23 protein-coding genes and 1 tRNA gene are annotated in these 25,046 nt (G+C 71.9%); 11 read left to right on the top strand and 13 right to left on the bottom strand.

The features are described 5' to 3' along the window. The first annotated feature begins 6 nt into the window (after window positions 1-6). Together G472_RS39895 and G472_RS39890 are read left to right on the top strand one after the other, a co-directional pair. Entirely contained in the window at window positions 7-954 is a 948-nt protein-coding gene (locus G472_RS39895) for an ABC transporter permease (RefSeq protein WP_029010723.1), read from the top strand. Next, a complete protein-coding gene (locus tag G472_RS39890) occupies window positions 951-1,790 on the top strand; it encodes an ABC transporter permease (protein WP_029010722.1) in 840 nt (279 codons plus the stop codon). The genes G472_RS39895 and G472_RS39890 overlap by 4 nt, the downstream gene beginning before the upstream one ends. Before the next feature lie 7 nt (window positions 1,791-1,797). Here the strand turns inward: G472_RS39890 and G472_RS35760 are convergent, their stop codons facing one another. Next, window positions 1,798-4,119 (bottom strand): mechanosensitive ion channel domain-containing protein, encoded by a 2,322-nt coding sequence (locus G472_RS35760; protein WP_051341333.1) that lies wholly within the window; start codon window positions 4,117-4,119, stop codon window positions 1,798-1,800. A gap of 177 nt (window positions 4,120-4,296) precedes the next feature. On the opposite strand from G472_RS35760, the gene G472_RS35755 reads away from it, so the two are divergent. After that, a complete protein-coding gene (locus G472_RS35755; RefSeq protein WP_245593586.1) occupies window positions 4,297-5,283 on the top strand; it encodes a bifunctional helix-turn-helix transcriptional regulator/GNAT family N-acetyltransferase in 987 nt (328 codons plus the stop codon). 177 nt (window positions 5,284-5,460) lie between these two features. Next, the gene (locus tag G472_RS37660; RefSeq protein ID WP_245593585.1) at window positions 5,461-6,420 is read left to right on the top strand and encodes a GGDEF domain-containing protein; all 960 of its coding nucleotides are present in this window, start codon (window positions 5,461-5,463) and stop codon (window positions 6,418-6,420) included. A gap of 95 nt (window positions 6,421-6,515) precedes the next feature. On the opposite strand, the gene G472_RS0126060 is transcribed toward G472_RS37660, so the two are convergent. Further along, window positions 6,516-6,592: transfer RNA gene (locus G472_RS0126060), tRNA-Arg, on the bottom strand. A 173-nt stretch (window positions 6,593-6,765) separates the two neighbouring features. Here G472_RS0126060 and gpt point away from each other — a divergent pair. Continuing rightward, complete coding sequence (gpt, locus tag G472_RS0126055; RefSeq protein WP_029010721.1) at window positions 6,766-7,254, top strand: xanthine phosphoribosyltransferase; 489 nt, start codon at window positions 6,766-6,768, stop codon at window positions 7,252-7,254. Between the two features lie 124 nt (window positions 7,255-7,378). Next, window positions 7,379-9,001: a hypothetical protein gene (locus G472_RS0126050; protein ID WP_035693742.1), complete on the top strand. Its 1,623-nt coding sequence runs from the start codon at window positions 7,379-7,381 to the stop codon at window positions 8,999-9,001. Between the two features lie 12 nt (window positions 9,002-9,013). On the opposite strand, the gene egtD is transcribed toward G472_RS0126050, so the two are convergent. The 6 genes from egtD to G472_RS37655 form a co-directional block, all read right to left on the bottom strand. Continuing rightward, complete coding sequence (egtD, locus tag G472_RS35745; RefSeq protein WP_051341329.1) at window positions 9,014-9,976, bottom strand: L-histidine N(alpha)-methyltransferase; 963 nt, start codon at window positions 9,974-9,976, stop codon at window positions 9,014-9,016. Then, on the bottom strand, window positions 9,973-11,232 hold the full coding sequence (gene egtB / locus G472_RS0126040; RefSeq protein ID WP_029010719.1) for an ergothioneine biosynthesis protein EgtB: 1,260 nt from the start codon (window positions 11,230-11,232) through the stop codon (window positions 9,973-9,975). Before egtB ends, egtD begins: the two co-directional genes overlap by 4 nt. 187 nt (window positions 11,233-11,419) lie before the next feature. Further along, window positions 11,420-11,779 carry a hypothetical protein gene (locus G472_RS35740; RefSeq protein WP_035693740.1) on the bottom strand — a complete coding sequence of 120 codons (360 nt, stop codon included), beginning with the start codon at window positions 11,777-11,779 and terminating at the stop codon, window positions 11,420-11,422. 7 nt (window positions 11,780-11,786) lie between these two features. Beyond that, entirely contained in the window at window positions 11,787-14,345 is a 2,559-nt protein-coding gene (ctaD, locus tag G472_RS0126030) for a cytochrome c oxidase subunit I (RefSeq protein WP_051341327.1), read from the bottom strand. Beyond that, the gene (gene coxB / locus G472_RS0126025; protein ID WP_245593584.1) at window positions 14,342-15,388 is read right to left on the bottom strand and encodes a cytochrome c oxidase subunit II; all 1,047 of its coding nucleotides are present in this window, start codon (window positions 15,386-15,388) and stop codon (window positions 14,342-14,344) included. The genes ctaD and coxB overlap by 4 nt, the downstream gene beginning before the upstream one ends. A 131-nt stretch (window positions 15,389-15,519) precedes the next feature. After that, on the bottom strand, window positions 15,520-15,966 hold the full coding sequence (locus G472_RS37655) for a PRC-barrel domain-containing protein (RefSeq protein WP_051341325.1): 447 nt from the start codon (window positions 15,964-15,966) through the stop codon (window positions 15,520-15,522). 167 nt (window positions 15,967-16,133) lie between these two features. Between G472_RS37655 and G472_RS0126015 the strand changes: the two genes are divergently transcribed. The 3 genes from G472_RS0126015 to G472_RS39200 all read left to right on the top strand — a co-directional run bounded on the left by G472_RS0126015 (window position 16,134) and on the right by G472_RS39200 (window position 17,435). Next, the gene (locus G472_RS0126015) at window positions 16,134-16,688 is read left to right on the top strand and encodes a hypothetical protein (RefSeq protein WP_029010716.1); all 555 of its coding nucleotides are present in this window, start codon (window positions 16,134-16,136) and stop codon (window positions 16,686-16,688) included. 13 nt (window positions 16,689-16,701) lie between these two features. Then, window positions 16,702-17,217, top strand: coding sequence for a hypothetical protein (locus tag G472_RS0126010; RefSeq protein ID WP_029010715.1), 516 nt, complete (start codon window positions 16,702-16,704; stop codon window positions 17,215-17,217). A 77-nt stretch (window positions 17,218-17,294) separates the two neighbouring features. Continuing rightward, a complete protein-coding gene (locus tag G472_RS39200; RefSeq protein ID WP_156927261.1) occupies window positions 17,295-17,435 on the top strand; it encodes a hypothetical protein in 141 nt (46 codons plus the stop codon). Window positions 17,436-17,447: 12 nt separating this feature from the next. On the opposite strand, the gene pspC is transcribed toward G472_RS39200, so the two are convergent. The 4 genes from pspC to G472_RS39195 all read right to left on the bottom strand — a co-directional run bounded on the left by pspC (window position 17,448) and on the right by G472_RS39195 (window position 19,163). Next, a complete protein-coding gene (gene pspC, locus G472_RS0126000) occupies window positions 17,448-17,849 on the bottom strand; it encodes an envelope stress response membrane protein PspC (protein WP_029010714.1) in 402 nt (133 codons plus the stop codon). Between the two features lie 128 nt (window positions 17,850-17,977). Continuing rightward, a complete protein-coding gene (gene pspB, locus G472_RS0125995) occupies window positions 17,978-18,208 on the bottom strand; it encodes an envelope stress response membrane protein PspB (protein ID WP_029010713.1) in 231 nt (76 codons plus the stop codon). An 80-nt stretch (window positions 18,209-18,288) separates the two neighbouring features. Beyond that, a complete protein-coding gene (pspA, locus tag G472_RS0125990) occupies window positions 18,289-18,963 on the bottom strand; it encodes a phage shock protein PspA (RefSeq protein WP_029010712.1) in 675 nt (224 codons plus the stop codon). Window positions 18,964-19,007: 44 nt separating this feature from the next. Continuing rightward, on the bottom strand, window positions 19,008-19,163 hold the full coding sequence (locus tag G472_RS39195) for a hypothetical protein (RefSeq protein ID WP_156927260.1): 156 nt from the start codon (window positions 19,161-19,163) through the stop codon (window positions 19,008-19,010). A 175-nt stretch (window positions 19,164-19,338) separates the two neighbouring features. On the opposite strand from G472_RS39195, the gene pspF reads away from it, so the two are divergent. Beyond that, window positions 19,339-20,370, top strand: coding sequence for a phage shock protein operon transcriptional activator (pspF, locus tag G472_RS0125980; RefSeq protein ID WP_029010711.1), 1,032 nt, complete (start codon window positions 19,339-19,341; stop codon window positions 20,368-20,370). A gap of 194 nt (window positions 20,371-20,564) precedes the next feature. After that, the gene (locus G472_RS35730) at window positions 20,565-22,688 is read left to right on the top strand and encodes a transglycosylase domain-containing protein (RefSeq protein WP_084536910.1); all 2,124 of its coding nucleotides are present in this window, start codon (window positions 20,565-20,567) and stop codon (window positions 22,686-22,688) included. 42 nt (window positions 22,689-22,730) lie between these two features. Here G472_RS35730 and G472_RS37650 read toward each other — a convergent pair whose 3' ends face one another. Next, the gene (locus tag G472_RS37650; protein ID WP_051341320.1) at window positions 22,731-24,812 is read right to left on the bottom strand and encodes a protoglobin domain-containing protein; all 2,082 of its coding nucleotides are present in this window, start codon (window positions 24,810-24,812) and stop codon (window positions 22,731-22,733) included. Window positions 24,813-25,046: the final 234 nt, after the last annotated feature.

Raw genomic sequence — 25,046 nt, 5'->3', positions numbered from 1 at the left:
TCCGCAGTGACCGCCTTCCTCGTCCGCCGCCTGCTGTCGCTGGCCTTCACCGCGTGGCTCGCCACGGTGGCGGTGTTCGTGGTGCTGGAGGTGGTGCCCGGCGACCCGGCCCTGCTGATGCTGGGGACCGAGGCGCGCCCCGACACGCTGGAGGCGCTGCGCGCCCAGCTCGGCCTCGATCGGCCGGCGCCGGTGCGCTACGCGGAGTGGATCGGCGGGCTGCTCACCGGCGATCTCGGCGTCAGCGTCACCTACAACCGCCCGGTGGCGGAGCTGGTGGCGGAGCGGCTGGTGATCACCGTGCCGCTGGCCCTGGGGGCGCTGGCCCTGTCGACGCTGCTGGCGCTGCCGCTCGGCCTGTTCGCGGCGTCCCGGCACGGGCGGGCGGGGGACTGGGCGGTCATGGCGTTCGGCCAGTTGGGCATCGCGGTGCCGGGCTTCTGGTTCGCCATCCTGCTGATCCTGGTCTTCGCCGTGGAGCTGGGATGGCTGCCGGCCGGCGGGTTTCCCGGCTGGTCGGCCGGGGCGGGGCCGGCCCTGACGGCGCTGCTGCTGCCGGCGGTGGCCCTGGCGGTACCGGAGGCGGCGATCCTGGCGCGGGTGACGCGGGCCGCGGTGCTGGACACCCTGCGCGAGGACTATGTGCGCACCGCCCGCGCCAAGGGGCTGGGCCGGCGGGCGGTGCTGGGGCGCCATGTGCTGCCCAACGCCCTGGTGCCGGTGGTGACGATCCTGGGGTTGCAGTTCGCCTTTCTGGTCGGCGGGGCGGTGGTGGTGGAGAACGTCTTCCAGCTACCCGGCCTGGGGCGGCTTGTCTACCAGGCGGTGGGCCAGCGCGACCTGGTGGTGGTGCGCGACGTGGTGGTGCTGCTGGCGCTGTTCGTGGTGGCGGTGAACCTGCTGGTGGACGCCGCCCACGCCGCCATCGACCCGCGGCCGCGGGGGGCGGCGTGACGGCCCCGCCGCGGCGGAGCTGGCCGCCGAGCCTGGTGGCCGGGGGGGTGCTGACCCTGCTGGTGGTCGCGGTGGCGCTGCTGTCGCTGGTCTGGACCCCGCATGAGCCGGAGCGCGTCCGCGTGCTGGCGCGGTTGCGGCCGCCGGGTCCGGGGCACTGGCTGGGCACCGACCACTTCGGGCGCGACGTGCTGTCGATGCTGATGGCGGGGGCGCGCCATTCCCTGGCGGTGGCCGCCGCCGCGGTGGCCGTCGGCCTGGCGGTCGGGGTGCCGCTGGGCCTGGCGGCGGCGGCCCGGCCGGGCTGGGGGGACGAGGCGGTGGCGCGCGGCGCCGACCTGCTGTTCGCCTTTCCCGCCGTGCTCACGGCCATCCTGCTGACGGCGCTGCTGGGGCCGGGGGCGCTGAACGCCGTGCTGGCCATCGGCGCCTTCAACGCGGCGGTGCTGGCCCGCGTCACCCGCGGGGCCGCCCGCCAGGTGTGGCGGCGGGAGTTCGTGCGGGCCGCCCTGGCGCTGGGGCGCGGGCCCGGCGGGGCGACGCTGGTGCATGTGCTGCCCAACGTGGCCGGGGTGATCGTCGTGCAGGCGACCATCCTGTTCGCCGTCGCCATCCTCAACGAGGCGGCCCTGAGCTACCTCGGCCTGGGCGTCCAGCCGCCGGCGCCGAGCTGGGGCCGGATGCTGGGCGACGCCCAGACCCACCTGTTCACCAGCCCGCTCCAGGCGGTGTTTCCCGGTGCGGCCATCGCGGTGGCGGTGCTGGGCCTCAACCTGCTGGGGGACGGGCTGCGCGACCTGCTGGACCCGCGCCACGGCGCGGCGCGGGTGACGTGATGGACCATCACGCGGTCCCCGGTTCCGGAGTCGGTGCCGGTGCCGGTGCCGGCAGCGTCGGGCGGCCGCCCTCGCGGTTCACCACCAGGTTCAGGTGCGGGTAGGGGATGGTGATGCCCACCTCGTCGAAGCGCTTCTTCATGCGCTTGTTGAAGGCGCGCCCCACGTTCCACTGCTTCAGCGGCCGTGTCTTGAAGCGGGCCTTGATGATGACCCCCGATTCCGCGAAGCGGTCGACGCCCAGCACCTCCAGCGGCTCCAGGATGTCGTAGCGGAAGTCCGGATCGTCACGCAGGGCCGCCCCGATCTCCTGCAGCACCTCGATCACCCGGTCGGGGTCCTCGCCGTAGCCGACGCTGACGTCGAACACGGCGAAGGAGAAGTCCTTGGTCAGGTTCTTGATGGTGGTGACCGAGGAGAAGGGGATGGAATGGACGCTGCCCGACAGGTCGCGCAGGCGGATGGTGCGGATGGAGATGGCCTCCACCACGCCCGAATGGCCGTTGCCCACGTCGACCACGTCACCCACCGAGATGGTGTCCTCGAACAGGATGAACAGGCCGGTGATGACGTCCTTGACCAGCGTCTGCGAGCCGAAGCCGATGGCCAGGCCGACCACGCCGGCACCCGCCAGCAGGGGGGCGATGTTGACGCCCAGTTCCGACAGGATGATCAGCCCGACAACGATGACCAGCAGCACCAGGAAGGCGTTGCGCAGCAGCGGCAGCAGGGTGCGCGTGCGGGCCGACCGCTCCACCCGGGTGCCGCGCAGCTCCTGCGGCAGCAGGTAATGCTCGATGGCGGCGCTGACGGTTTCCCAGGCGACGACGGCGCCGAGGAAGACCAGGGCGATGGTGACGACGCTGCCCAGCACCCGCTGCCCGGCCGGGGTGGCCAGCCAGGCGGTGGCGTCGATGCCCCAGGCGTCCAGCAGCGACGCCGCCGCCACCACCCAGATCGCCGTCTTCAGGACCGTGTGCAGGATCGGCACGTAGCGGTTGGCCCGCTCCTCCAGCCCGGGGAACTGCTCCTGCCAGTCCGGCGAGACGCTGAAGCCCCGTTGCAGCAGCCGGTCGACGCCGGTGACCAGCAGGCGCGTGACCGCCAGCACCAGCACCGTCAGCACCGTCGCGTGGGCCAGGAAGGCGAAGCCGTCGTAGACGTTCAGGATCCAGGCGCCGAAGGCGACCAGCACATAGAGGATGGCCAGCACATGCCAGATGTCGGCGAAGCGCCGCCGCGCGCTGCGCAGCACGGCGCGCCCGCCTTCGGATTCGCGCTCCGCCGTGGCATCGGGATCGCCGCCCGACAGCGGGTTGCCGCGCAGCCACTCCGCCACGGCGCTGCGGTTCTGCAGGATCAGGATGATCAGCATCACCGCAATCACCAGCCCCAGCAGCTTCAGCACCGCCCCGTAGGCGCCCAGCGGCAGGCCAAGCACATAGGCGCCCTCGGTGAGGAAATAGCCGAACACCCCCACCGCCAGCAGCCGGCGCACCCAGATGTAGGCGTAGGCCGCGGTCTCGTCGCGCATGCGCAGCAGCCGCAGCCCCGGCGCCGTCGGCGCGAAGACGAAGCTGGCGATCACCAGCGCGGCCTGGACGATCACCGTGGCGTTGATGAAGGCCAGCGCCACCAGCCGCACCCGCGGCGCCGGGGCGCTCACCGTCAGCAGGCCGTAGCCGAGGATGCCGAAGGCCACCACCGGCGCCAGCTCGATCAGGGCGCGCAGCACCAGGAAGGGAATGCGGGCCAGCAGCGAGGCGTGGCGCCGCTGCTCGATGGCCCGGCGCGGGGTGTGCAGCAGCCAGCGGATGAAGCTCTGCACCACCAGGCCCGCGGTCACGATCAGCAGCAGCTCGCCGATGAGCTGCACCCAGCGGTCGCGGGCCGACGGGTCCTCCATCTGGCGCCGGGCCCATTCCAGCACCCCCGGCAGGTCGGCGAAGGCGTTGGACATGGCGACGACCTGGCCGCTCAGCAGATCCAGCCGCTGGGCCAGAAAGGCCAGGGCGCGCGCGCCGAGCGTCTCCGGCGGTGCCTGTGCCGTCTCCGCCGCGGCCACGCCTTCCGCAGCGCCGCGGGCGGCCAGCAGCAGGCGAAGCTGTTCGACCAGCCGGGCGCGCGCCACCGGGTCCTCCAGGGCGCCGATCATCGCCTCGATCTGCAGGACGCCGGGATCGGCCGGGGCCGGGGCCGGTGCGGCCGGCGCCGCCGGCGTTCCGGGCAGGGCGGGCGTCTGCGCCGCGGCCGGCGGCACGGCGAACATCAGGAGGGCGATCACGAAAGCGGCGAAGCCGCTCACCCAGCGGGTGCCGGTGCGTGGCATCGGGTATCCGTCGGCAGTGGCAGGGCAGGATGAGCGGGGAGACTAGTCTGCCCGGCAGGGCTTGCCAACCCGCACTCCGGCATACGCCGGGACGCCACCACCGGATTGGTCGGCGGGGAAACTTGACTCCGTCAACTTTATGGCGCACGCTTCCCGAAGACGACGGCGGAGGCGGTCATGGCGATGATGGCGGACGGACGGGCGGAGACGGGCGATCCGGTGGCGCGGGTGCGGGCGTTCAACCGGTTCTACACGCGCCAGCTCGGCTTCCTGAACGAGGGCCTGCTGAAAAGCCCGTTCTCCCTGACCGAGGCCCGGGTGCTGTACGAGCTGGCCAACCGCGACGGGCTGACGGCCAGCGGCCTGGGGCGGGAACTGGGGCTGGACGCCGGCTATCTCAGCCGCATCCTCAAGGCGTTCGAGGGGCGCGGGCTGCTCACCCGCACGCCGGCCCCGGACGACGCCCGGCAGGCCGTGCTTGCCCTGACCGACGCGGGGCGCGCCGCCTTCGCCCCCCTGGACCTTGCCTCGCGCGAGGAGGTGGCGGCCCTGCTCGGCCGGCTTCCGGCGTCCGGACGGGCGGCCCTGGTCGACGCCATGGCCACCATATGCCGCCTGCTGGAGGAGGGGGCGGGAGAGGTGGCGGCCCCGTTCACGCTGCGGCCCCACCGGGTGGGCGACATCGGCTGGATCACCCACCGCCAGGCCGTTCTCTACGCCGCGGAGTACGGCTGGGACGAGAGCTTCGAGGCGCTGGTGGCGGAGATCCTCGCCGCCTTCGTGCGCAGCCACGACCCGGCGCGCGAACGGTCGTGGATCGCGGAGCGGGACGGGGCGGTGGTCGGCAGCGTCTTCCTGGTGCGTCACACCGACGCCGTGGCCAAGCTGCGCCTGCTCTATGTCGAGCCCACGGCCCGCGGCCTGGGGATCGGGCGGCGCCTGGTGGACGAGTGCATCGCCTTCGCACGGGCCTGCGGCTACCGGACGCTCACCCTGTGGACCAACGACGTGCTGGTGGCGGCCCGGCGCATCTATCAGGCGGCCGGCTTCCGCCTCGTCGCCGAGGAGCCCCACCGCTCCTTCGGCCATGACCTGATCGGCCAGACCTGGGAACTATCCCTGCGGGACGCGGCGGACGACGGGTCCGGCGGTGCGGCGGTGTGATCAATGGTGCGCACCGGTGTTGCCGTGCATCGACCGGCGCCGCACATCACTGTATGATGGCGCCACCGGCAACCGGAGCGCGCCTTGGCCAGTGATGATCTTATGTTTACGTGCGAATCTGCCGCCGACGAGCCGTCGCCGCCCGTCGCCGAGGCGAGGCCGTGGACAATCCTGGTGGTGGACGACGACACGGATGTCCACCGGGCAACCCGCATCCTGCTGCGCGACCGCCGGTTCAGGGGCCGGCCGCTGCGCCTGATATCCGCCCTGTCGGCGCTCGAGGCGCGGGCGGTCATCGCCCGTGAGGACGACATCGCACTCGCCCTGGTCGATGTGGTGATGGAGACGGACACCGCCGGCCTGGACCTGCTGGCCTTCATCCGTTCCGAGGCGGCCAATCCCCACATGCGGGTGGTGCTGCGCACCGGCCAGCCCGGCCATGCGCCGGAGGAGCGGGTGGTCCTCGACTACGACATTGACGGCTATGCGGCCAAGCCGGAGCTGACGTCGCGCAAGCTGTTCTCCATCGTGGTGTCGGCCCTGCGCACCTACGAGGCCCTGCGCGAGCTGGCGCGCCTGAATCGCGAGCTGGAGGCCCGTGTCGCCCAGCGCACCGCCGAGCTGGAGCGGCTGGCGATGATCGACAGCCTGACCGGCCTGCCCAACCGCCGCCATTTCCTGGCGCGGGCGGAGATGGAGGTGGCCGCGGCGCAGCGGGCCGGCCACGCGCTGCACGTTCTGGCCGTCGACCTCGACCATTTCAAGACGGTCAACGACACCTTCGGCCACGGCGGCGGCGACGCCGCGCTGAAGGCGGTGGCCGACGCGCTGACCCGCTGCCTGCGCCCCCTCGATTTCTGCTGCCGCCTGGGTGGGGAGGAGTTCCTGCTGCTGCTGCCGGCGCTGTCCGACGCCGACGCGCGGGCCGTCGCCGACCGCCTGCGCGCCACCATCGCCCACACCCCGGTGGTTCACGATGGCACGACCATCACCATCACGGCCAGCGTCGGCATCAGCCGGCTGGCCGTCGCCGCGCCGAGCGCCGAGACGACCATCGAGCCGGCCCTGGCCCGCGCCGACCGCGCCCTGTTCCGCGCCAAGCGCGCGGGCCGCGACCGGGTGGCGGAGGAGTACTGATCCAGGATCGGCAGGCCGTGCGGACCGGAGCCGGACAGCAAAAAACCCGCCACACGGGCGGGCCGAGCCGGTCGAAGACGGTTGAAGGAAACGAATGGCGCGCCCGAAAGGATTCGAACCTCTGACCCCCAGATTCGTAGTCTGGTGCTCTATCCAGCTGAGCTACGGGCGCGCTGTCTTTCGTATCCGCCGGGGCGTCCCCGTCGGAGGCCGGCACGTTACTCAAAGCCGGGGGGCGGTGCAAGCCCTTTCCGAGTGGCGGCGGCAGGAAAATGAACCCTCCGATGGACTCGCCGGCGGCGCTTGGGTATAAGGCGCTCCACCGGTTTGTGGAGTGTTCCGATCGTGACCGATCAAGTCCCCTTCAATCGCCATTTCCCCGTCTCGTGGGAGGAACTGCACCGCAACGCCAAGGCGCTGGCCTGGCGGCTGATCGACAAGGGACCGTGGAAGGGCATCGTGGCGGTGACCCGCGGCGGCCTGGTGCCGGCCGCCATCATCGCGCGCGAGCTGGAGATCCGCCTGATCGACACGGTCTGCGTCTCCACCTACGATTTCCAGCAGCAGCGCGAGGCGCGCGTGCTGAAGGGCGTGGAGGGCGAAGGCGAGGGCTGGCTGATCATCGACGATCTGGTGGACACCGGCAAGACCGCCCACATCGTGCGCGCCATGCTGCCCAAGGCCCATTTCGCCACCATCTACGCCAAGCCGGCCGGCCGCCCCCTGGTGGACACCTTCATCACCGAGGTGAGCCAGGACACCTGGATCCATTTCCCCTGGGACATCGAGCTGCAATACGCCCGTCCCATCGCCGACCGCCACCGCAACGGCTGAGCGCGACGGGAAAGCGGACCGGCCGGCGGGGCCGGGCCGGGCGAAAGGCGCAACGTTACGGCAAAGTTAACCTTTTTCCGGGCTTCATGCGGATCGCCGCCGCCCCCGCCACGACGCGATCCCCATGGACCTCGACCCGGAAGCCGCCCTGCGGCGCAAGATCGACGAACTCGTCGCCCGTCTGCCGCCCAGCTTCGTCTACAGCCTGCTGAGCGAGATCGAGCAGATGGACCACGAGCCGGCGGAGCGCGTCCGGCTGGTCCGGCAGTACGTGATCGAGTACCTCAACCGCCAGCGCACCAACCGGGCCCGCCGCCTGTTCACCGCGCTGTTCGAGCCGTTCCTGGTGAACGACGAGGCGCTGTTCCACGCCGGCGGCCCCGTGCCGGGGCTGGTGGAGCGGGTCGACGTCGGTGCTCTGTGGGAGGTGCTGAGCCGCGATGCCTTTCCCCTGCTGGCCATCGAGGTGCAGGAGGTGCTGGACGAGGCGGCGGCCGGCGACGTCATCGACCGCGTCCTGCGCACGCCGCGCGCCCTGGACCTGCGCGAGCGCATGCGCGTCGCCGCCGTCCGCCACCTGGACAGCGTGCTGGCCAACCGCAAGACGCTGGATGGCCTGCTGACAACCCTGTCACGCAGCCGGACCCGGCGCACCCGGATGCTGTCGGCCTTCCTCGACAAGCCGGCCCCCTTCGCGGCGGAGACGCTGGAGCTGCTGCGCGACCTGCTGGCCCACGCCGACGGCGCCGTGGCCCTGGCGGCCCGGGCGCTGGAGCGCATGCCGACGGCGTGCGCCGACCAGCGGGAGCGCGACCGGCTGGCCGACGCGCTGGCCGCCGACACCGCGGCCCTGCGCGACCGCCATCCGGAGGCCGACCGGCTGGGCGCGCTCCTGCCCCTGTCGGTCCTCAACGTCCGGCACAACCACGCCGTGGCCGCCCTGTACATCCGGGGGGCCGGCGGTGACGCTGCCGCCGCCGTGGCGCCGGTGGCGGCGCTGAACGCCCACTATCTCGGCAGCCTGCGGGCGCTGACCGCCGGGCTGGCCGGCGTCCTGAAGCTGAACGAGCGGGTGCCGGGGTCGCCGATCCGCCCCACCCCCAAGGATCGCGCCCGGCTGGACGGGCTGGCGCAGCGCATCGCCGGACTGCTGGAGGCACTGAATCTCGCCGGGCTCACCGAGGACCGCCGCACCGAGCCCACCTACCGCCTGGCCTGGGAGGGGGCGGCGCGCGTCATCGCCGGCCGGGTCGCCGGGGTGGCGCTGGAGCGCTGCACCGTCCTCGCCTCCGGCCGCCGCCACGCCGCGTCGGATCATGGGGAGGTGCTGTGGCTCCTGCGCTTCCTGTGGGGCTGGTACGGCATGGCCCGCAGCTTCGAGCTGGAGACCTTCGATCTCCACGCCTGGCGCGAAACGGTGCTGGAGGAGATGCGGGCGCATCTGGAGCGGGCGCTGAAGTTCGAACCGGGGGAGCCGCTCGACGACCGCATGGCGCACATCCTGCGCATCGACGCGGTGTGCACCGTGTTCGACCGGCGGGTCACCGCCTGGATCCCGCCGTCCAGCCACAACATGACCCAACTGGTGGTGCACCGCCTGTCCGCCGGTGCCCCCGCGTCGCCGGAGGAGCGTGCCCTGATCGACGACGTGGTCGCCGGCGCCCGCGCCGAGGTGGCCCGCAACCGCTACTGGAAGAGCCACGAGCTGATGGACCTGATCGAATTGGCGGAGCGGACGGCGGGCTGACCCCGGCGGCGTTCAGCGATCCTCGAACACGAGAGCGTGGACGCTGAACAACCCCCGCTCGTCGGTCCACACGCAGCAGGAGCGCCAGCCCGCATCCGCTGCCAGAGCCTGGAACCCTGAGATCGTGTATTTGCAGGAGATCTCGGTCAGGATCGTCTCCCCGGCGGCGAAGCGGAAGGGCCGGCCGGCCACCGTGGCGGTCTGGGAGACGAGGCTTTCCAGGTGCATCTCGATGCGGCCCTGCGCCTCGGCCCAGACGGCGCGGTGGGCGAAGGCGCCGAGGTTGAAGGTGCCGTCCAGCTCCCGGTTGATGCGGGCCAGCAGGTTCAGGTTGAAGGCGGCGGTGACGCCGCGGGCGTCGTCGTAGGCGGCCTCCAGCACGTCGCGGCGCTTCTTGCGGTCGACGCCGATCACCAGCCGGCTGCCGGCGCCCAGCCGCCGCCCCAGCCCGGCCAGGAAGGTGCGGGAGTCGTCCGGCGTGAAGTTGCCGATGGTGGAGCCGGGAAAGAAGGCCAGAGTGCGCTCCGGCACGGTGCCGACCGGCAGGTCGAAGCCGGCCGCGTAGTCGGCGCTGACCGGCGTCACCGCCAGACCGGGATAGTCGGCGGCCAGCCGCGCCGCGGATTGCACCAGGTGGTCGTGGGAGATGTCGACCGGCACATAGGCCGCCGGCGTCGTCAGCCGGTCCAGCAGCAGCCGCACCTTGACGCTGGAACCGCTGCCCAGTTCGACCACCGTGGCGTCGGGGCCGGCGAAGGCGGCGATCTCGCCGGCGTGGCGGGCCAGCAGCGCCATCTCGGTGCGGGTGGGATAATACTCCTCCAACTCGCAGATCGCGTCGAACAGGGCCGAGCCGCGGGCGTCGTAGAAGTATTTGCTGGGCAGCGTCCGGTCCGGGCGCGACAGGCCGGCCAGCACGTCGGCCAGGAAGCGCGCGTCGGTAACGGCGGCGCGGGAGAGGGATCCGTCCATCATGCATCCTCCGCCAGGCGGACGCCCGAGAACATCCAGCGCTGGTGCGGGTAGAAAAAATTCCGGTAGGTGGCGCGCACATGGCCGTCGGGGGTGACGCAACAGCCGCCGCGCAGGACGAACTGGTTGGCCATGAACTTGCCGTTGTATTCCCCCACGGCGCCGGCCGCCGGGCGGAAGCCGGGGTAACGGGTGTAGGCGCCGGAGGTCCATTCCCAGACGTCGCCGAACATCTGCAGCGGGCGGTCCCCGTCCGGTGCCGGGTCGGCCGCCGGGCGCAGCCGGCCGCTGCCGACCGTATTCCCCGTGCAGGGCAGGCCGGCGGCGGCCGTCTCCCATTCCGCCTCGGTGGGCAGGCGCGCACCGGCCCAGCGGGCGAAGGCGTCCGCCTCGTAGAGGCTGACGTGGGTGACGGGGGCGTCGTCCTCCACCGGCCGTTCGCCGCCCAGCGTCATGACGTGCCAGGCGCCGTCGTGCCGGCGCCAGTAGCCGGGGGCTGTCCAGCCCTGCGCCTGCACCGCGGCCCAGCCGTCCGACAGCCACAGGGTGGGCGTCGTGTAGCCGCCGTCGGCGATGAACGCCTTCCAGGCGCCGCAGGTGACCGGGCGCGAGTGCAGGCGAAAGGGATGCACCAGCACGTCGTGGGCCGGCCCCTCGTTGTCGAAGGCGAAGCCGCCGCCCTCATGCCCGATCCGGCGGATGCCGCCGTCGAAGGACAACCGGCGCCCGCCGCCGCCCGCCTTCGGACCGTCGGGAAGGTCGGTGCGGTAGGCGGGGCGCAGCGGGTTGGCGGCGAACAGGGAGAGGATGTCCATGAGCAGCAGCTCCCGGTGCTGCTCCTCGTGGGCCAGGCCGAGCGCCACCAGGCCGGCCGGCGGCTCCGCCGGCGCCGCGCCGTCGAGCAGGCGCAGCATGGCCGCGTCCACATGGGCCCGGTAGGCCGTCACCTCGGCGACGCCGGGGCGGGTCAGCAGGCCGCGCTGCGGGCGCGGATGGCGCGGCCCGGCGGCCTCGTAATAGGAATTGAAGAGATAGGCGAAGTCCGGATCGAAGACCCGGTAGCCCGGCAGGTAGGGCACCAGCAGGAAGGTCTCGAAGAACCAGGTGGTGTGGGCGCGGTGCCATTTGACCGGGCTGGCGTCCGGCATGGACTGCACGGTCTGGTCCTCGGCGCTCAGGGGGGCGGCCAGCGCCTCGGTGGCGTCACGCACCCGGCGGTAGAATTGCGCGGCTGCGGCGGCGACTGCGGTGTGCCCCATCGGTCCTCCCCGGCGGCGGCGGGACGGGCTGCCGGAATTCCCCGGACGACTCTTCCCCGCGACCTGTCCTTCGATTCCTAACACCGGCGGCGCCTCCGTTTCAGCGTTCCAAACCGGCTAGCGGGCCGGCAATTGGGTTTAGCCGCGGGATTATGCCGATGGTGCGGGAACCCCGTGCCCATCGCCATCAGGCGCACACCGGCACCTGCAGGGCCGGCAGCCCGACCCACAGGATGGACATGAGCCCCAGCCCGGCGAAGCCGGCGGTCAGCCAGCGCACGAAGCGGACGGTCTCGTCCCTGCCCTCGCCGGCCGGACCGCCGCCGCGCCACGCCGCCAGCCAGACGGCGCCGGTGGCAAGCAGGGCGGCCAGGGTCGCCGCGACGATCGCCGCCGGCACCAGCGCCACGCCCAGCAGCGTGGCGCCCCCCAGACCGCGGGCGCAGGCCAGTCCGGTCAGGCCGTAGACCAGGACGAAATGCGCCGCCCAGATCAGCAGCCCGGCGAACATGCCGACCAGCAGGCCGGTGAATCGTCGCGATCCCATGGCGTTCCTACCCCACCGCACGGGGGAACAGGTGGATCAGCCCGATCACCACCAGCCCCTGTCCCACCATGTAGCCCCACATCAGCATCGTGTTGTCGAAGGTCAGCCGGCGTTGCGCATGCAGCCGCCCGCTCAGCGAGCGCGCCAGCGTGTAGAGGACCATCACCGTCAGCACCCCCACGTGGAACCCCTGCCAGGACAGCAGGGCGAAGACGATGGCGGCGTAGGCGTCCTCGGTCGGATCCAGCCCGGCCACACCCCATTGCGGATAGAGGGTGGCGGCATAGGCCGCACCCATCACCCCCAGCCCGGCCAGCAGGGCGAGGCGCAGCATTCCGTGGGCGTTGCGGCGCAGGGCGCGCCGCGCCCACGCGAAGCAGCCGCCGGCGGCGACCCACAGGGCGGCTCCGGCGGCCAGCCACCACAGCGGCGCCATGCGGGCGTCGCCGGCCGGCCACACCTCGGGGCTGACCGTCCACAGGAAGACGTAGGACCAGACCAGCGCGGCGAAGCCGGTGCCGTCCACCAGCAGCAGCGTCACCACCCCCCACCAGGAGTGGGACTGCGGGCCGCTGCGGTCCACCGGCAACCGGATGCCGGCGCCGATGTCCACCGGCGGCTCGTCCTCCCCCTGGTCGGACCCCCACATCCACACGCAGTACAGCACCACCGTCAGCACCCCCGCGACGATGGCGATGGCCACCAGCTTGAACGCCAGCAGCAGGAAGAAGGCCGCCGTGGTCACCGCCGCCAGCAGCGGTACCCACGTCGGGCCGGGCAGGCGCATGACGTACTGCGGTCGGGCGTCGAGGGGGCTCGTAATCAGCGTCTCGCGCCCCGCCGCGGTGACCGGGCCCGGCAGGAAATGGTGGCCGGCGTCCACCTGGCGGGCCAGGTCCGGCTGTTCCCACAGGGGATCGCGGGTGTGGACGAGGGGGATGGAGCGCGTCCCGTAGTTGTCCGACGGCAGCCATTCCAGGGTACCGGCGTCCCACGGGTCGGCGTCCACCCGGCCGCGCAGGCCGAAGCGCCGGAGCATATCGAACAGCACCAGCGCCACCCCCGCCGCCAGGATGAAGGCGCCCAGCGTCGAAATCATGTTCAGCCATTCCCACCCCAGCCCGGCGGGATAGGTGTAGACCCGCCGCGGCATGCCCAGCAGGCCGGTGAGGTGCATGGGGAAGAAGGCGATGTTGAAGCCGGCGAACATCAGCCCGAACGCCCACACCCCCAGACGGTGCGACAGGGTCTGGCCGTTCAGTTGCGGCCACCAATAGTACAGGGCGGCGAACAGCGGGAACACCATGCCGCCGATCAGCACGTAGTGGAAGTGCGCCACCACGAAATAGGTGTCGTGCACCTGCCAGTCGAAGGGGATCACCGCCACCATGACGCCGGTGAGGCCGCCCAGCACGAAGATGAACAGGAACCCCAGGATGAACAGGGACGGCACCGTCCAGGTGATGCGCCCGCGCCCGAAAGTGGCGATCCAGGAAAAGACCTGGATGCCGCTGGGCACCGACACCGCCATGCTGGCGGCGGAGAAGAAGGCGAGCGACAGGGTGGGGATGCCGGTGGTGAACATGTGGTGCACCCACAGCCCGAAGCTGATGAACCCGGTGCCCACGATGGCCAGCACGATCCAGCGGTAGCCGACCAGCGGGTGGCGGGCCAGCGCCGGCACCATCAGCGACACCAGGCCGGCGGCCGGCAGGAAGATGATGTAGACCTCGGGGTGGCCGAAGAACCAGAACAGGTGCTGCCACAGCAGCGGGTCGCCGCCCTTCTCCGCCATGAAGAAGGGCCAGTGGAAGGCGCGCTCCAGTTCCAGCAGGATGGTGGCGACGATGATGGCGGGGAAGGCGAAGATGATCATGCCCGCCAGCACCAGCAGGGCCCAGGCGTAGATGGGCATCTTGTCCAGCGACATGCCGGGTGCCCGGGTGCGCAGGACCCCCACCACCATCTCGATGGCGCCGGCGATGGCGGCGATCTCGATGAAGCCGATGCCCAGCAGCCAGATGTCGGCGTTGACGTCGGGCGAGAAGACGTAGGAGGTGAGCGGCGGGTACATGAACCAGCCGCCGTCCGGCGCCAGGCGGAACAGCAGCGACGCGAAGAAGGCCAGGCCGCCGATCAGGTAGGTCCAGTACGCGTACGCCGACAGGCGCGGAAAGGGCAGGTCGCGGGCCCCCAGGATGGCCGGCAGCAGATAGACGCCGAACGCCTCCATCATCGGCACGGCGAACAGGAACATCATCGCCGTGCCGTGAACGGTGAAGTACTGGTTGAAGGCGGCGTGACCGATCAGATCGTTCTCCGGCACCGCCAGTTGCACCCGGATCAGCAACCCCAGGATGCCCGCCAGGACGAAGAACAGCATGGCCGTGCCGATGTAGATCACACCGACGTAGGAGTTGTTGACGACCGTCAGGAAGCGCCAGCCGGTCGGGCACGCCCAGGCCCGTTCCAGCCGTTGCAGCTCCTCCGGCGGGCGCGGCCCGGGGTTGGCCAGGGTGCCGGGCGGCGGCAGGGGCACCGCGGATTCGTCGCCGCGTTCGGTCATTTCAGCTCCGCGAGGTAGGCGGCGATGGCGCGCAGCGTGACGCCGTCCAGCACGTCGAACGAGGGCATGCGGTTCTCCGGCTTCAGATGCCGGGCGCTCGCGATCCAGCCGGCCAGGGCGCCGACCGAATTGGGGAACACGCCGGCCCCCAGCGTCAGCCGGCTGCCCACGTGGGTCAGGTCCGGCCCGAGCGTCCCGGTGGCGGGGGTGCCGCGCACGGCGTGGCAGGCGCCGCAGCCGGCTTCCAGGAAGGCGTCGCGGCCGCGCGCCGCCAGCTCGTCCCGGGGTTCCGCCGGCGGTTGCAGGCGGTGGCGGACCCAGGCGTCGAAGGCGTCCGGCTCCAGCACGATCACGTCGAAGGCCATCAGGGCGTGCTGGGCCCCGCAGAACTCGGCGCACTGGCCGCGGTAGACGCCGGGGGTGTCGGCGACCAGGGTGAGGCGGTTGACGTGGCCGGGGATCATGTCGAGCTTGCCGGCCAGCGTCGGCATCCAGAAGCTGTGGATCACGTCGCGGGTGGTCAGCACGAACTCCACCCGCCGGCCGGCGGGCACCACGATCTCGTTGGCCGTGCGAAGCTCGCGATTCCCGTCGACCCCGTCGAGCCCGCGCCCGGCGTCGGGGTAGCGCACGTCCCACCACCACATCACGCCGGTGACCTCGATGGTCAGGTCCACCGGGGTGCCGGCGGCGACGATGCGCCGGGTCATGGCGAATTCGTAGACCTGAAGGGCGAACAGCACGACCACGGGGAAGGCGACGCCGCCGCCGAGGATCCAGCCGATGCCGCCGCGGAAGCGCTCCGGCCGCGCCAGCACGGCATAGGCGGCGATGGCCATGACGCCGACGAAGATGAGGGCGCCGCCGATGAACAGGACCAGGGTGATTTCGAAGATGTCGCGCGCCGCGGTGCCGGCGGGGTGCAGCGCCGACTGGGAGCCGCCGCAGGCGGACAGCAGAAACGCCGGGGCCGCCGCCGCGATCATCGCGGCGGGGCGGCGGGCGGGCGGTCGGAGCGGCGGGCGGCGGGGGCGGCTGGCCACGGTCGTCCTCCGGAGGCGTCGAGGCGGGGAGCGGACCGCGGGCGCGGTCAACCGCGGGGGTAACGGCTCAGCTCACGGCTTCGTTCCACCGGTTCGCGTCCGCGGCCGGCCGCCGCACCCGGCGTGCACCGTCACTGTGCCGGCGCGGCTTCCCCCTTTCGGCCCAGGGAGATCATGCTGTCGTCGTAGTCGAAGGCCGGCATCTCCGCCACCTGGTCCCGCGTCACGGTGCGGGCGGTGATCCGGTCCTCTGCCACGTCGAGCAGCGTGTAGTCGACGGCGATGGACTTGCCGGCCTCCTCGGTCTCGATCACCGCCACCTTGGCCCGCTCGGTCTCGGCGTCGAGGATGACGTCGCTGACGCGGCCCAGCGTGTTGCCGTCGCTGCCCGTGACCTCGCGGCCGAGCATGCCCTCCAGGGCCAGCAGGCTGCCCTCGTCGGACGCCGTCGCCGCGGTGTCGGCGGCGGCGCTGCCGGCCGGGCTTGCGGCGGTGCCGGCGGCGTTGTCGGCCAGGGCCGCCGGGGCGGCGCCCAGCAGGAAGGCCGCCGCGGTGGTGAACAGAAGGGTGCGCCGCATGGTGTCCTCCGTGGTTCGGGGTCGCTGGTCGGATCAGCTTGCCTGCCTGCCAACCGCGCACCCGCGGCGGAGGTTCCGCCGTCGGCCTCTATCTCCGGAACCATTGCAGCGTGGGCTTTTCGGGGCTACCTCTTCCGGCATCGCAGTCATCGGCTCGGGTTCGCAGCATGTGGCAGACCTACACGCAGGCCATCATTCTCGCCCTGTCGTTCTCTGTGGTCGCGCTGGGCATCGCCAAGGCGGTCGTCATCATCGGCGAGCGGCGCATCGAGCGCCGCTACGGTCTGGTCGGCATCCGCGACGTGCTCGCCCGTCGGGCCCGGCTGGAACAGGGGCTGGAGGCGCGCCGGACCGAGCGGCTGGCCGAACTGAAGGCGGCCGACGCCGCGGTGCAGGAGGCGATCATGCGCCGCCAGCAGCTCGACCGCCGCCTGTCCGACACCCTGCGCGGCGGCGAACCCGTCATCCGGCTGATCGGCGACGAGGTGGCGGGAAGCCCCTGCTTCGTAGCGCTGGTGGTCAACAAGTACGTGGGCACCGGCACCGGCCCCAGCGCCACCATCGACCCGAGCTGGGCGCAGCCGCAGACCGTGGAGGTCTGGGCCGCCGGCCTTCCCGAGGCGCGCAAGGAGATCGAGCGGCGCTATCCCCAGTCGTTCGGCTACGCCGTGACGCGCATCCAGCAGTACGGCGCCGGGCCGCCGGTCAAGGGGGCCGCCTGAGGATGGTGACCCCATGATGACCTTCGTCTTCGTCGCCGCCGTGACCCTTGCCACCCTGGGCATCGGGCTGCGCCAGGCGTTCCGCCGCCTGGCCGCCACCGAGGAGACGGTGGCCAGGGCCGCGGTGCGCAAGAAGGCGCAGGTGGACCGCATCCGCCGCGCCGCACGCACCACCCTGGACCTGGCCCGCGAGATCCGCGAGACGAAACGGCGCCGGCGCTCCGTCGAGCTGGCCTGCGAGGAGCTGGAGGAACGGCTGGCGGCGACCAACGCGGCGGAACGGCGGCTGTACGTGCTGGACGACCGGCGCACGCCCAGCGATCTCTCGTGGATCGTGCGCATCGCCAACCTGGAGTACGGGACCCGCGTCAACCCCGGCCTGGAGAAGACGGCGCTGAAGGCGTGGAAGAACGGCCGCCGCTTTGTCGTCTGGGCGCTGGACGAACGCAAGGCGCGGGAAAAGGCCCTGGCCCGCTATCCCGAGCACAAGGGCTTCTACATCCAGGGGGTGGCGCGGCACGAAGGCTGAGGCTACCCCCATTGCGCCGCAGCCGGCCTTCGACGCTTTCGGTTCACGGTCGTTATACCCATCAGGAGGACCGACCCATGGAAACTGATCTGCTCGTCCTGACGATGGCGCTGGCACTGGCGGTGGGGGCCGTGGTGCAGGCGAACGCCGGCCGCCGCATCCCGATCCGCATCCGCATCCGCCCCCGCGACGGCCGCCGCCGCACGCCGCGCCGGTAACGCCGGCGGGGCTCAGCGGTCGAGATCGCGGATGGCCCGGTTCAGCGTGCGCTCCTCGGAGGTCACGTAGGTCTCCATGGTGCCGATGCGCTTCTCGAAGTCGCGGAAGCGGTGCGACAGGCCGGCCAGCGTGCGGTCCGGCTTGGTGGTGACGGAGCGCCAGAACACCTCTTCCTCCGGCGTGCGGTACACCTGCGCCGGGCGCCGCGGCAGGGCGAGCGCCGCCACCACATAGGCGGGGAGCACCAGCGGCGTGAAGGCGAACACGCCGACGATGACCGCCAGGCGCACCAGGAACGGCTGCACGCCGAAATAGTCGGCCACGCCGGCGCACACGCCGGCGACGTAGCCGTCCTCCGGGATGCGGTAGAGACGGTGGGGGTTGGGGGAATCGTACGGTGACGGGTTGGTCATCGCTGCTCTCCTCTTACGGCCGGACAATGATCACTTCCATCATTTTCGGGCCGTGAAACCCGGCAGATCAATGCCCGGGCATTGATCGAGAGGGTGATACCGACGGCACCCTTCAGGTGCCGTCGGTATCAGACCTTGCTGCGCCAGTTCGGCGCCTCGGCGTCGAGCACGCGCTCCAGCGCGTGGATGCGCCCTTCCATGCGGTTGGCGGTTTCCCACAGTTCGGCCAGCAGGCGTTCGTCCTGCGCCGACAGGCCACGGGCGGAGCGCCAGCGGGTGATGTAGTGGAAGATGATCCACAGGGGCATCACCACGACGACGAACAGCACCCCCAGCACGAAGACACCGAAGCCGCTCATCACAGGTCAGTCCTTTCGTCCGGTGATCGTCGATCGACGGTGCGGGCGGGGGGCGGCACCCCCCGCCCGCCCGTGCCATCCTACCGTTCCGCCTTGCGGGCGGCGATGCGGGCCTTCAGGGCGGCCAGTTCCTCGTCCATCTTGTGCTCGGCCTCCAGCTCGGCGATCTCCTCGGACAGGGACTTGGTGCGGCCGACGTCGTAGGCGTCGACACGGCCTTCCAGCTCGTCGAGGTTGCGTTCCACCTGCTCGAAGCGGGCAAGCGCGTCGTTGATGCGGCCGTCGTTCAGCTTCTCGCGCACCTTCACGCGGTTGGCCGCGGTCTGCGAGCGGGCGATCAGCGCCTTCTCACGGGTCTTGGCGTCGTTCAGCTTGGCCTGCAGGCGGGTGATGTCGTCGTTGGCCTTGCCCAGCGCCTCGTCCACCTGGGCGAGCTGGCGCGACAGGGTGTCGACCTGTTCCGCAACCCTGGCCTTCGCGGACAGGGCGCCCTTGGCCAGATCCTCACGGTCGCGGGTCAGCGCGATCTCGGCCTTGCGCTCCCACTCGTCCCGCTCGCGGGTGAGGTCGGCGATGCGGCGCTCGATCTCCTTCTTCTCCGCGATGATCTTGACGGTGGAAGAGCGCACCTCGACCAGCGTGTCCTCCATCTCCTGGATGATCAGGCGGATCAGCTTCTCCGGATCTTCGGCCCGGTCGAGCAGCGCGTTGAGGTTGGACTGGATGATGTCGGTCAGGCGGGAAAAGATGCTCATGGATCTCGGGTCCTTGTCAGGGCGGGGCGAAGGCGCGGGGCCGGTCAGCCCAGGATCGCGCCGACCACGATGCCGGCGAAGAAGAACAGCCAGGTCTCCGACGACCGGCCGGCCAGATAGGCGCGCAGGCGCGACATCGTATCGGACATGGACCGATCCGCGCCGGCGCTGCGGTGGGTGCGGTAGAAATCGTCGCTCATTGCGGGCCTCCTTGTTGCCCCGGATGAAGCAACCGTCGTGCCAACCGCCCGGCAACCGCCGCCGGCCACGGATTCCGCGGGGTTCGGGCCGCCCGGCTTGACCCGGCCGGGGGGCGCCCTATAGCCTGCCCAGCCGAAACATCGCCGATTTCACCGAATCATCGCCGGATTGACCATGTCGAACCCGTCCCCCTCCGCCCTGCCGCCGCTGATCGGGCAGGCCCCGGCGTTCCGGTCCATGCTGGAGCACGTGTCGCGGGTGGCGCCGCTGGAACGGCCGCTGCTGGTGATCGGCGAGCGCGGCACCGGCAAGGAGCTGGTGGCGGCGCGCCTGCACTACCTGTCGCGGCGGTGGGACCGGCCCTTCGTCAAGGTCAACTGCGCCGCCCTGCCGGAGACGCTGCTGGACTCCGAACTGTTCGGGCACGAGGCCGGCGCCTTCACCGGCGCGGTGGGCCGCCGCACCGGCCGCATCGAACAGGCCGATGGCGGCACCCTGTTCCTGGACGAGATCGCCACGGCCAGCCCGGCGGTGCAGGAGAAGCTGCTGCGCGCCGTGGAATACGGCGAGATCGAGCGGGTCGGCGGCCGCACGCGCACGGTGGACGTGCGCGTCATCGGCGCCACCAACGCCGATCTGCCGGCGCTGGCCGCCGCCGGGCGCTTCCGCGCCGACCTGCTGGACCGCCTGGCCTTCGACGTGATCACCCTGCCGCCGCTCCGCGCCCGGCCGGAGGACATCCCCGTGCTGGCGGAGCACTTCGCCCTCGCCATGGTGCGCGAGCTGGGGCGCCCCCTGTTCCCCGGCTTCACCCCGGCAGCCCTGGACGCGCTGCTGGCCCACCCCTGGCCGGGCAACGTGCGGGAGCTGCGCAACGCGGTGGAGCGCTCCGTGGCCGCCGCCGATCCCGACGGGCCGGTGGCGGCCGTCATCCTCGACCCCTTCGCCGTGCCCCACCGCCCGGCGGCGCCCGACGGGGCCGCCGCCGCTGCGCCGCCGGTGCCGGCCGATCCGCCGCCGGCACCCGACGGCGGTGCGGACGTCCCCTTCCTCGACCGGGTGCGCGCCTTCGAAGCCGGCCTTCTGAAGGAGGCGCTGGCCCGCCACCGCTTCAACCAGCGCCGGACGGCCGGCGCGCTGGGCCTCGGCTACCACCAGCTCCGCGGCTACCTGCGCAAGCACGGGCTGACCGGCGGGGAAGAGTGAAGCCCGGAGGAGGCAGTGGCGCGCGCGCCACGGGAGTCACCGTTTCGCCACGTTTGCGGGACAAAACGGGGATGGCGCGCCCGCGGTCTTTTGCCGCCATGCGGGAGCGGCGTATATGAGCGGGTGAGTTCGATCCCGCGGGATCGCCAACAACTCTGTGAGCGCACGTGTCGTCGGACCGACCGAAAGACCTGATGGCGGGCCCGCGCCCCATCCGGAGCCACGAACCGGCCCGCCCGCGGCGGAGCTTCCGCATCCGCCCGCCGCAGGGCGGTGCGGCACGGCCGGAACCGCCGGCCGCGCCGCCGCCGCCGCCGCGGCGCCCCGGACCGGCGCGCGGGCGCGGCGGGCGCGGCCCGCGGCGCGGCGGGCTGCTGCGCCGCCTGGCTGCCTGGGGGGCGGTGGCGGCCATCTGGGGCGCCGTCGCGGCCGGGGCGGCGGGCGTCTATTTCGCCTACGACCTGCCCGACGTCACCAGCATGGCGCAGCTCGAACGCCGCCCGACCATCACCGTGCTGGCCGCCGACGGCAGCGAGGTCGCGCGCTTCGGCGACATGCACGGCTCCATCGCCACCGTGCACGACCTGCCGCAGCACCTCGTCGATGCCGTCCTGGCCATCGAGGACCGCCGCTTCCATTACCACTTCGGCGTCGACCCCATCGGTCTGGCGCGGGCGTTCTACGTCAACTGGCAATCGGGCCGGGTGGTTCAGGGCGGTTCCACCATCACCCAGCAGCTCGCCAAGAACCTGTTCCTGACGCCGGAGCGCTCCATGAAGCGCAAGGTGCAGGAGGCGATGCTGGCGCTGTGGCTGGAGTACCGGTTCACCAAGGACGAGATCCTCACCGCCTATCTCAACCGCGTCTATCTCGGGGCCGGCGCCTTCGGCGTCGACGCCGCGGCGCAGACCTATTTCGGCAAGCCGGCACGGCAGGTCGATCTGCGCGAGGCGGCGATCCTGGCCGGGCTGCTGAAGGCGCCGTCGCGCTACTCGCCCTCCTCCAACCCCCACGAGGCGGAGGAGCGCTCGCGTGTGGTGCTGGCCGCCATGGAGAAGGCGGGCTTCATCAGCGAGGCGGAGCGGACGGGTGCCGCGTCTGCCACGCTCTCCGCACGCGCCCGGCCGGGCGGCGACGGGCGCTATTTCGCCGACTGGGTGGCCGAGCTGGTCCCCGGCTTCGTCGGGGCGGAGCACGGCGACGTGGTGGTGGCCACCACCCTGGACGTGGGCCTGCAGAGGGCGGCCGAACAGCGCCTTGAGGAGACGCTGGCCGGGCCCGGCGCCGCGGCCGCCGTCGGCCAGGGGGCGGTCGTCGCGCTGGCCGCCGACGGGGCGGTGCGCGCCCTGGTGGGCGGGCGCAACTACGACACCAGCGAGTTCAACCGCGCCACCCAGGCGCGCCGCCAGCCGGGCTCGGCCTTCAAGCCCTTCGTATTCCTGGCGGCCCTGGAAGCCGGCTGGACGCCCGACCATGTGCTGGACGATGCGCCGGTGCGCGTCGGCAACTGGGCGCCCGGCAATTACGAGAACAAGTTCCGCGGCCCGCTGACGCTGACCCAGGCGCTGGCCCATTCCTCCAACGCCGTGACCGTCCGCCTGATCGAACGGGTGGGGGTGGACCGGGTGCGCCGCGTCGCCTCCCGGCTCGGCATCGGGGCGCCGCTGACGCGCGACCTGTCGCTGTCGCTGGGCACCAGCGAGGTGACGCTGGTGGAGCTGACCGCCGCCTACGCCGGCATCGCCAACCGCGGCGTGCCCGTGCTGCCCTACGCCATCACCGAGATCCGCAGCCGCAGCGGCGCGGTGCTGTACCGCCGCCAGGGCGGCGGCGCCGGCCCCGTGGTGGACCCCGGCAACGCCGCCCGCCTGACCGGCATGATGGCGGCGGTGCTGGACTACGGCACCGGCCGCAACGCCCGCCTGGACCGGCCGGCCGCCGGCAAGACCGGCACCACCCAGGACAACCGCGACGCCTGGTTCGTGGGCTACACCGGCGACCTCATCGCCGGCGTCTGGCTGGGCAACGACAACAACGCCGAGATGAAGCGGGTCACCGGCGGCACCCTGCCGGCGAAGCTGTGGCAGGCCTTCATGACCGATGCCCACCAGGGCCGGCCGGCCCGCCCCCTGCCGGGCTTCGACGGCACGCCGGGACCGGCCTATGTGGCGCTGGACGCCCGGCCGGGGGCGGCCCCCGGCGAGCGCGGCCGGGCCGAGCCGGCCGGCATCGGTGGCCTGATCGACCGCCTGCTCGGCGGCGGGACCGGCGGCGGGGGCGCCGGCTTCAACGGCGACGCCCGCTTCCACGACAATTGACGCGCCGGACCCCTGTGGCGAGGGGTCCGCACCCCCGTCCGACTACTCCGCGGCGCGCAGCATCGGCGCCTCGTCCCGGCGGCGGTCGATCGCCCCGTACTCCCCGCCCAGCCGGTCGAGCAGGGTGAGGATCGCCTCCGATTGCCGCTTCATCTCGGCGGCGTGGCGGTCGGCTGCGGCGCGGTCGCCGGACTGGAGCGCCAGCAGCACCTCGCGCCCCTTCTCGTGGACGATGCGGTGCGGCTCGGCCATGGCCCGGTAGGAGGGGAGGCGCAGGGTCGCCGGATCGTTGACATGGTCGTACCAGCGGCCCAGGCGGCAGGAATGGTGGGTGGACAGGTCGGCGGGCAGCAGCCGGTGCTTGCCGTCCAGGGCTCCCTGGATCTTCTCGACGAAGGCGCGGTGATCGCCCTTGGCCAGGTCGACGATGCGGCCCATGTCCTCCCGGCTGATGCGGTCCACCTCCTGCGCGGTGATCGACGCGTGGTCGAACCGGATGTGCAGGCCGTGGTCGGTGCCGGCCACCACGGTGCCGCGGGCGGCCGGGCGGCCGGGCAGGTCGACCTCGACCGGTGTTCCCTCGCGCAGGGACAGGTCGACCTCGACGTAGCAGCCCTGTTCGGACAGGTCGCGCATGGTGCCCCGGGCGTTGCCGCCGGCGCCGCGCACCGCCGCCTCGTGCAGGGTGGGCCGGCGGCGCACCTTGCGGCGGTTGGCCAGGTCGGACGAGTTGCGGATGGCGCGGGCGAGCAGGGCCGGAAGCTGTTCCAGCGCCTCGCGCATGCGGGCGGCGCTGCCGCCCACGGTCAGGGCGACGTCGGTCGCCGATTTGGTGTCGCTCTTCACCGCGTCCATCAGGGCGCCGACCGACCGGGCGTTGTCCGCGGCCTCGGCGACGTTGCGGGCGATTTCCTGCGTCGCCGCCGACTGTTCCTCGATGGCGGAGGAGATGGAGGCGTTGATCTCTTCCATGTGATGGACGGTGGCGGCCACCCGCTCGATGCCGGCGATGGCCTGTTCGGCCACCTGCTGCATGGCGGCGACCTTCCCCGCGATCTCGTCGGCGGACTGGCCGGACTGGTTGGCCAGGTTCTTCACCTCGGTTGCCACGACCGCGAAGCCGCGCCCCGCCTCGCCGGCGCGCGCCGCCTCGATGGTGGCGTTGAGCGCCAGCAGGTTGGTCTGCTCGGCTATCTTGCGGATGATGTCGAGGATGCCGCCGATCTCATGGGCGGCGGTGCTGAGTTCGCGCATCACCGACTTGGCGCCGTCGGCGTCGCCGACCGCGGCGTGGGCGGTCCGCGCCGCTTCGGTCACCTGGCGGGCGATCTCGGCGATGGACGCGTTCAGCTCCTCCGCGGCGGCCGCGACGGTCTGCGCCGAGGTCAGGGACACATGCGCGGATTCCGTGGCCGTGGTGACCGTGTCGCTGACCGAGGTGCAGACCCGGTCGAGTGCGCCGACCGTGTGCGTGAGGTCGTCGGTGAAGCCCAGCACGCTGGTCACCATGTCCGAGGATTCGTGATCGATGTGGTCGATCATGACGTCCACGGCGTGGATGCGCTCCTCCGTGTACTTCCCCCAGTAGACGGACAGGGCCGCTTCCATGTCGAACATCACCGCGGCGGAGGCGGCCTGCTGCAGGCGCACGATGTCGGCGATGCCGCGGCCCGTGACGACCATGCCGCCGCGGCTCCGGGCGATCAGGGCCAGCAGTTCGCCCAGGATGAAGCTGTAGCCGGCGATGTACCAGCCGGGTGTCAGGCCGATGCGGTGGTGGGTGATGCCGACCGCGCGCACGGACGCCCAGTAGGAGTCGTCGAAGCGCCCCTCGAACAGGCGCCGCCAGTGGGCGGCCTGCGCACGCTTGGCCGCCTCGATGCGTCCGGGGTCGCTGAACAGGCGGGCCATCGCCGGCCGGGCCAGCGTGTGTTCGTAGAATCGGCCGAGGATGTCCGGCAGCGACAGGGATACCAGCGGCTCCATGGCGCGCAGACAGGCCACCGTTTCATCGTTGATCCCGAAATACGCGGACCGGGCGGTCCTCTCTTCGGTGTCGCAGGAACAACCGCCGCCGGAATGGCGATCTGCCGTGGATGACGTCCGTACCTCTTCGAAGCCCATGGGTGATCCTTGTACCTGGTGTTCCCCCGCCGGACATACGACAGCATTCCGCGCCTCCCTCCCGAAGGTTGCGCACTGCCGTTGCGTCCAAGGTGTGTCGGTCGCGGCTGTCCGTTTGCGAATTATTGGCGTCGTTCTTGTTCCGGCTGCCGCACTCGTTGATAATAATCAATACCACGTCCGGTGGAGCCGTGCGAGCCTAATGGACGAGCGTCTCCGTCGAACGCCATGACT

This window comes from Azospirillum halopraeferens DSM 3675 (assembly GCF_000429625.1).
Classification (GTDB): Bacteria; Pseudomonadota; Alphaproteobacteria; order Azospirillales; family Azospirillaceae; genus Azospirillum; species Azospirillum halopraeferens.
This window is presented reverse-complemented; position numbering and strand designations above follow the sequence as displayed.